5 protein-coding genes are annotated in these 6,949 nt (G+C 45.8%); 4 read left to right on the plus strand and 1 reads right to left on the minus strand.

Annotated elements, in window-relative coordinates; translation table 11 throughout:
* Positions 1–949 precede the first annotated feature (949 nt).
* From QUA16_RS34875 to QUA16_RS34885, 3 genes are all read left to right on the plus strand, one after another.
* Positions 950–3,424 carry a phosphoketolase family protein gene (locus QUA16_RS34875; protein ID WP_333109194.1) on the plus strand — a complete coding sequence of 825 codons (2,475 nt, stop codon included), beginning with the start codon at positions 950–952 and terminating at the stop codon, positions 3,422–3,424.
* Positions 3,425–3,564: 140 nt separating this feature from the next.
* Positions 3,565–4,209, plus strand: a complete 645-nt coding sequence (locus tag QUA16_RS34880; protein WP_333109192.1) for a DUF416 family protein — start codon at positions 3,565–3,567, stop codon at positions 4,207–4,209.
* A 283-nt stretch (positions 4,210–4,492) separates the two neighbouring features.
* Positions 4,493–5,131 carry a histidine phosphatase family protein gene (locus QUA16_RS34885; protein ID WP_333109190.1) on the plus strand — a complete coding sequence of 213 codons (639 nt, stop codon included), beginning with the start codon at positions 4,493–4,495 and terminating at the stop codon, positions 5,129–5,131.
* A 46-nt stretch (positions 5,132–5,177) separates the two neighbouring features.
* Here QUA16_RS34885 and psaK read toward each other — a convergent pair whose 3' ends face one another.
* Positions 5,178–5,438, minus strand: coding sequence for a photosystem I reaction center subunit PsaK (gene psaK, locus QUA16_RS34890; RefSeq protein WP_333109188.1), 261 nt, complete (start codon positions 5,436–5,438; stop codon positions 5,178–5,180).
* Positions 5,439–5,666: 228 nt separating this feature from the next.
* On the opposite strand from psaK, the gene QUA16_RS34895 reads away from it, so the two are divergent.
* Entirely contained in the window at positions 5,667–6,878 is a 1,212-nt protein-coding gene (locus QUA16_RS34895) for an acetate kinase (RefSeq protein ID WP_333109186.1), read from the plus strand.
* Positions 6,879–6,949 lie beyond the last annotated feature (71 nt).

Raw genomic sequence — 6,949 nt, forward strand, 5'->3', positions numbered from 1 at the left:
TCGCTTTAAATTCAGTTCCAATTCTAGTTGTTAACATTTCTTTACTTACCTTTGTTTTTTTATACCGACCTACTTATTTGCTATTATTATACGCAATTCCTTTCTCTCTGCTCTCTTCCTCTGCGCCCTCTGCGCCTCTGCGGTTCATAAAAAAAAGCTTTTTCACAAATGAAATAGCATTCCTCTATCTGTTTAACTTCAGGCTAAATCTCTCTCCTTATAAAAATTGCTCGCCCTTTTACCCCGATATTAAACGAACATAAAAAACTTTAAAACAAAACGAGTCATACCATTTTAGATTTTAGATTTTAGAATTGGGAATGACTGAGGACATAAAGCTTTGGATATTGCCTACAGTTGGATTTTTTTTGAGAACCGGTATGAGCCATCGGCAGGCACAAAGTACAATCAACTTTAGGTATAAATCATGATGACCGAAAGCATCCAGGATACAAACCCCCGGATTCATTCCTTCGCAGACTCAGGACGGACAAATAAAAAACGTGTATCCGATGAAACTTGCCCCCCGAATTTATCCGTAGGGTCAATGCTTCAATCTAAAATCTAAAATCTAAAATCTAAAATCGATTGACTTCTACCTTGAGAAGTATATTTTTCGGTACTTGCACAACATATCCCACCACTCGCAACATCTACGGATCGGTTCGCAATGCACACTCTCCGAAAAATCTTGTTTAAATCCTATTTTCTATTGCTGAATTCCTTGATCCCCGAAACCCTTCCCCTTTCTTCCCTCAGAATTGTGCGATGTTTTGCCATAAATTAACATTGATTTAAACTTTCAGAGAGACATAAACCAGCTATAATTCAATAGTTTTCGTGAAAGACATGGAGTTTAAATACAAAATGTCACAGATAACCAATTAATATCGATCGCACTTCACGATCGCACTTTACAAAACAACCACAACTTAGGAGTCAATAGCTGATGATGCTAGGAACAACCGAGATCCCGCAATTAAAGCCGCTTTCCGACTCAGAACTACACAAAATGAACGCCTACTGGCGGGCGGCAAACTACCTATCCGTCGGACAAATCTATCTTCTTGACAACCCCCTACTCAAAGAACCCCTCAAAATCGAACACGTCAAACCGAGACTCCTCGGACATTGGGGCACTACTCCAGGGCTAAACTTCATCTACGTTCACCTCAACCGTATCATCAAAGCCCAAGACCTCAACACCATCTACATCGCAGGCCCTGGACACGGCGGGCCGGGCTTGGTCGCCAACACCTATCTCGAAGGCACTTACAGCGAATATTACTCGAACATTTCCGAAGATGAAGAGGGTATCAAACGGCTGTTCAAACAGTTCTCCTTTCCCGGCGGTATCCCCAGCCACGTCGCCCCGGAAACCCCCGGTTCGATTCACGAAGGTGGCGAACTCGGCTACGCCCTCGTCCACGCTTACGGGGCAGTCTTCGACAATCCCGATTTGATTGTGGCGGCCGTTGTCGGCGACGGGGAAGCCGAAAGCGGCCCCTTGGCTGCTAGCTGGCATTCTAACAAGTTTCTCAACCCGGTTCGCGACGGGGCTGTGTTGCCGATTTTGCACTTGAACGGCTATAAAATTGCCAATCCAACTCTGTTGGCCCGCATTCCGCAAGAGGAATTGGAAAGTTTGATGGTCGGTTACGGCTACAAACCTTATTGGGTGGAAGGTTCAGACCCGGAAACGATGCACCAGTTGATGGCTGCAACTCTCGATACCGCGATCGGCGAAATTAAGGCGATTCAGGAAAAAGCCCGGACAGAGGGCTATTCGGGCCGTCCCCAGTGGCCGATGATTGTGATGAAAACTCCCAAAGGCTGGACGGGGCCGAAGGAAGTTGACGGTAAGAAAACTGAGGATTATTGGCGATCGCACCAAGTCCCACTTTCGGAAATGGCTTCTAAGCCCGGACACGTCCAACTCCTGGAAGATTGGATGAAAAGCTATAAGCCGGAAGAACTATTCGACGAAAACGGCAAGTTAATTCCCGAATTAGCAGAACTCGCGCCCAAGGGATCTCGACGTATGGGGGCAAATCCCCACGCTAACGGCGGCCTGCTGCTGCGAGACTTGAAAATGCCGAAATTTGAAGACTACGCCATTGACGTGCAAAAACCGGGCACTGTAATGGCAGAAGCAACCCGCGTTTCCGGCCGCTTCCTGCGAGACGTGATGACACTGAATCAAGAGAACGCCAATTTCCGCATTGTCGGGCCTGACGAGACGGCCTCAAATCGCCTCGATCCGGTGTTTGAAGTGACGAACCGGGTGTGGGCGGGGGAAATTTTGCCCGAAGACGACCACATCTCCCCCGATGGCCGGGTGATGGAAGTCCTCAGCGAACATCTATGTCAGGGATGGCTGGAAGGCTATTTGCTGACGGGACGCCACGGCTTTTTCTCCTGCTACGAGGCGTTTATTCACATCATCGATTCAATGTTCAACCAACACGCCAAGTGGTTGAAAACTACTCGTCACATTCCTTGGCGCCGACCGATCGCCTCTCTGAATTACTTACTAACTTCTCACGTTTGGCGACAAGACCACAACGGTTTTTCTCACCAAGATCCGGGTTTTATCGACCACGTAATTAACAAGAAAGCGGAAGTGGTGCGGATTTATTTGCCGCCCGATGCGAATACTTTGCTGTCAGTAACGGATCACTGTCTCCGCAGTCGCAACTATGTCAACGTGATTATTGCAGGGAAGCAGCCGGCATTGCAGTATTTGGATATGGATTCTGCGATTAAACACTGTACGGCAGGCATCGGCATTTGGGAGTGGGCTAGCAACGATAAAGGTGGCGAACCGGATGTGGTGATGGCTTGCGCGGGTGATGTTCCAACGCTGGAAACTTTGGCTGCGGTTGACATTCTCCGCCGAGATTATCCTGATTTAAAAGTACGGGTGGTGAATGTGGTGGATTTGATGACGCTGCAACCTGCTAGCGAACATCCCCACGGTTTGTCGGACAAGGATTTTGATACTTTGTTCACGAAAGATAAGCCGGTGATTTTTGCTTTTCACGGCTATCCTTGGCTGATTCACCGCTTGACTTATCGCCGGACAAATCACTCGAATATTCACGTTCGGGGTTACAAGGAAGAGGGAACGACTACGACGCCGTTTGATATGGTGGTGATTAATGACCTCGATCGATTCCATTTAGTTGGAGATGTACTCGATCGCGTTCCAAAACTGAGTTCTGTTGCAGCTTACGGCAAACAAGCTATCCGTGACAAGCTGATCGAACACAGGCACTATATCAACGAACACGGCGATGATATGCCGGAAATCCGTGACTGGCAGTGGCCGCACGCGGGCGCGGTTTCGTCGGAAGCGCCGAAGGAAACGAAAGATCCGACAACGACAGGAGATCAAACCGTGCGATCGGGTGCGCCTGGGTAATTTAGATTGATGGTATCGATCTCGATTATTTTGGTGTAGGGACACGGCAGTGCCGTGTCCTCTTTTTTAGGTACTTGGGGATTAAGCGATTTGAAATTGGCAATTATTGACTTTAGATAGGAGATTTGGAATATAAAATTATGGATCTACACCCTTTTAACTTTGAGGCTTTACAAAAAAAACTAGAGCAACTTCCCCCGTTCCATAGAGTTGCGTTTGCTGCTTCCTGTTGTGAAAGGTTGCTTCCCAATTACAATGCTTTTTCTCGAAAAGAGGTTTGGGGCAGTCCTTCAACTCTGAGAAAAGCGCTTGATGAAATTTGGCAGATCCTAAATAGAAATTCAGTAGATGTGGAGATAATTAATGAATTAAAGCAGGCTTGTGAAAGTGAAGATGTTATGCCTAACGAGGAGTATTTTTGTGGTGCAGGCTACAGCTTTGAAGGGCTTGAAGCTGCTAACGCAGTTTGCTATACATTGGAGGCTTGTCTCGATCCAACCCCAGATTCAATAGTCAAGATAGCAGAATGTGTTTGCCAGACACTAGACTATTTTATTGGGGGACAGGATGAATACGCTTCTTTTAGAGATATTACTTGGAATCAACAAGTAATAGATGAGTATCAAAATCAGATTGCCAGTCATCCATTTATGATTCGAGAAATGGCCAAACAAAGTGAAGATTTGAAACGTTTAGAAGAAAGCGAAACGTTAGATAAAAATCTTATCAATTGGCTCCAAACTTCATTTGACAACGGTGGCAGAAGTTTAATCGATTTATTTTGAATTATTAACTCAGGGCTTATCCACGCACTCTATAATGAAGCTAGCGCGAGCGAGTAATACCTCTTAATCGGCGGTAAAAACAATGCTGGCAAGACAGCCTTGCTAGAAGCACTTTTTTTGAATGTTGCTCCAAAAGCTGGCAGGAAATGCACTATGTCTGGGTTTGATTATGTTATGAAACACAAAAAAGATATTTGGGATTGGGATAATCCTGCTTTCGATGATTTGAAAGAGTTTTTTACACTCTTTTGCTAACATAGTAAAATTCACACACAATTAACTCATGAGCTTAAAAATCTACTTTCTGCGACACGGTGAAACCACTTACAGCAAAACAGGCGGTTTCTGTGGGGCTATCGACCCAGAATTAACGCCCGAAGGTTCTCAAATGGCAGAACAGTTTGCCGCCACTTACGCAAAATTGCCTTGGAATGCTGTTTATGTCAGTCCCATGAAACGCACAATTGCTACTGCAAAACCTTTGTGCGATGCTGTGGGAATTGAAATGCAGCTTCGCGACGGACTGAGGGAAATTAAGTACGGTGAGTGGGAAGGCAAAACAGTAGAAGAGGTCAAAAAAGAATACGAAGAAGATTATATTAATTGGCTGACTGAACCTGCTTGGAATGCACCAAACGGCGGCGAAACTTCGGTGCAAATTGCCAGTAGAGCTTCCTTAGTTATTGCAGAAATTGAGGAAAAATACAAGAATGGAAATGTGTTGGTTGTCTCCCACAAAGCAACTATTAGGATTATTCTGTGCAGTCTGTTGGGGATTGATTTGGGACGTTATCGCGATCGCATTGCCGCTTTAGCAGCTTCTGTCAGTATTGTTAAGTTTGAGGTGCACGGGCCACTGCTGGAAGTTTTGGGCGATCGATCGTACATGGATGAGACTCTCCGCAATTTACCCGGTACTTGAAATTGCAGGTAGGGCGCGCGCACTGCGTACCCTATACATTCTGCAACTAAATCGCGCCTATGTTAGACAATCCTAAAATAGCACCTGCTCCCAAAATATGACCAAAGGCCATAGTTCCCACAACGGCACCCAAACTCAAACCGCCGAACATACTGGATGAGGGCATTGCTGGGCCTGTGGTAGGCTTCTGGATGGTTGATTTGCCGATCGCAATAGCTACAATATTGCAAAGAATCATAATCAAACCGATCGTGGGGCTCCACTCTACGGTTCTGGGGGCAACGGCAAGTAAAATTGGTGTAAACATCGATCGACTCCTTAAACTTTAGTAAATGAAAATCTGCCTAGAACATATATCAAAAAAATGCAACTGTTCGCTACACATTGCATTAAGAGTTAATTTTTCGACATATTTCTTAAAAAATTTCCCAGAATCTCAAGGTTTCTTCGTCTGTGCAGGCGGATGAAAGTTTGACAAGATGCGATTGCAATCGCCTAGCGATCGAAAGAACGAATCAACAGGACATAATAAAGCATGAAAATACTGGTGTTAAATGCGGGTTCTAGCAGCCAAAAGAGCTGTCTTTACGAGTTAAACGATGTCCTCCCCGATCGACCTTTGCAACCCATCTGGGAGGCTCAAATTGATTGGACTCACCAGCAGGGTATAGCAGAGTTGAAAGTCAAAACAGCAAAAGGCGATCGGCTTGAGGAGGAATTTGCATCCGAGTCTCGCGAAGATGCTATTTCTCGAATGCTGCAGAGTCTTTGGAGGGGAAGAACTCAAACAATTAATGATTTAAAAGAGATTGATATTGTCGGCCACCGCGTCGTACACGGCGGACAAGATTATCAGCAAAGTACGTTAATTTCGCCGGATGTTAAAAAGGCGATCGCCCGTTTATCTGTTTTCGCCCCCGTTCACAATCCGGTTAACCTCGAAGGTATCGAAGCGGTTGAAAAAATCCTCCCAAATGTGCCACAAGTAGCAGTATTTGATACAGCTTTTCACGCACAATTGCCGCCCGCAGCCTTTGTTTATCCCGGCCCCTATGAATGGCTGGAAAATGGGATTCGCCGTTACGGTTTTCACGGGATTAGCCATCAATATTGCGCGCGTCGGGCCGCCGACATTCTGGGTCAAGATGTGGCAGATTTGCGGTTGATTAGCTGTCATTTGGGCAACGGATGTTCTCTGGCAGCCATTCGCGGTGGCTGGAGTGTTGACACGACGATGGGATTTACGCCTTTGGAAGGTTTGATGATGGGAAGTCGATCGGGTTCGATCGATCCAGGCATTCTCATTCATCTATTAAAACAATCCGATTTTACTGCTGAGAAACTTGATGGTATTCTCAATCGAAATTCAGGTTTAAAAGGGATTTCAGGGGTGTCTAGCGATCTGCGGCAGATTGGAGATGCTCTTGCCCAAGGTAATCAGAGAGCTCAACTTGCTTTGGATATTTACATCCACCGTTTGCGTGCCGGAATTGGTGCCATGCTGGCGAGTTTAGGAGGGTTGGATGCTTTAATTTTTACGGCGGGAGTTGGGGAAAATTCTGCTCTTGTACGGGCTGCCGCTTGCGAAGCTTTTGGATTTATCGGGTTAAAATTGGATGAGGAGAAAAATCAACATTCACCGATCGATCAAGATATTGCGGCAGTGGATTCTGCGGTGAGAATTTTGGTAATTCACACACAGGAGGATTGGGAGATTGCGCGAGAATGCTGGAAACTTTCTCACTAAGGAATGAGAATTAAATAACTTCCACTCTTGAAAGTGGGATGGGCGTCCCGCCCGTCCAAAAAGGACGGGCG

Source organism: Microcoleus sp. S13_C3 (assembly GCF_036700905.1).
In the GTDB taxonomy this organism is placed as follows: Bacteria; Cyanobacteriota; Cyanobacteriia; order Cyanobacteriales; family Microcoleaceae; genus Microcoleus.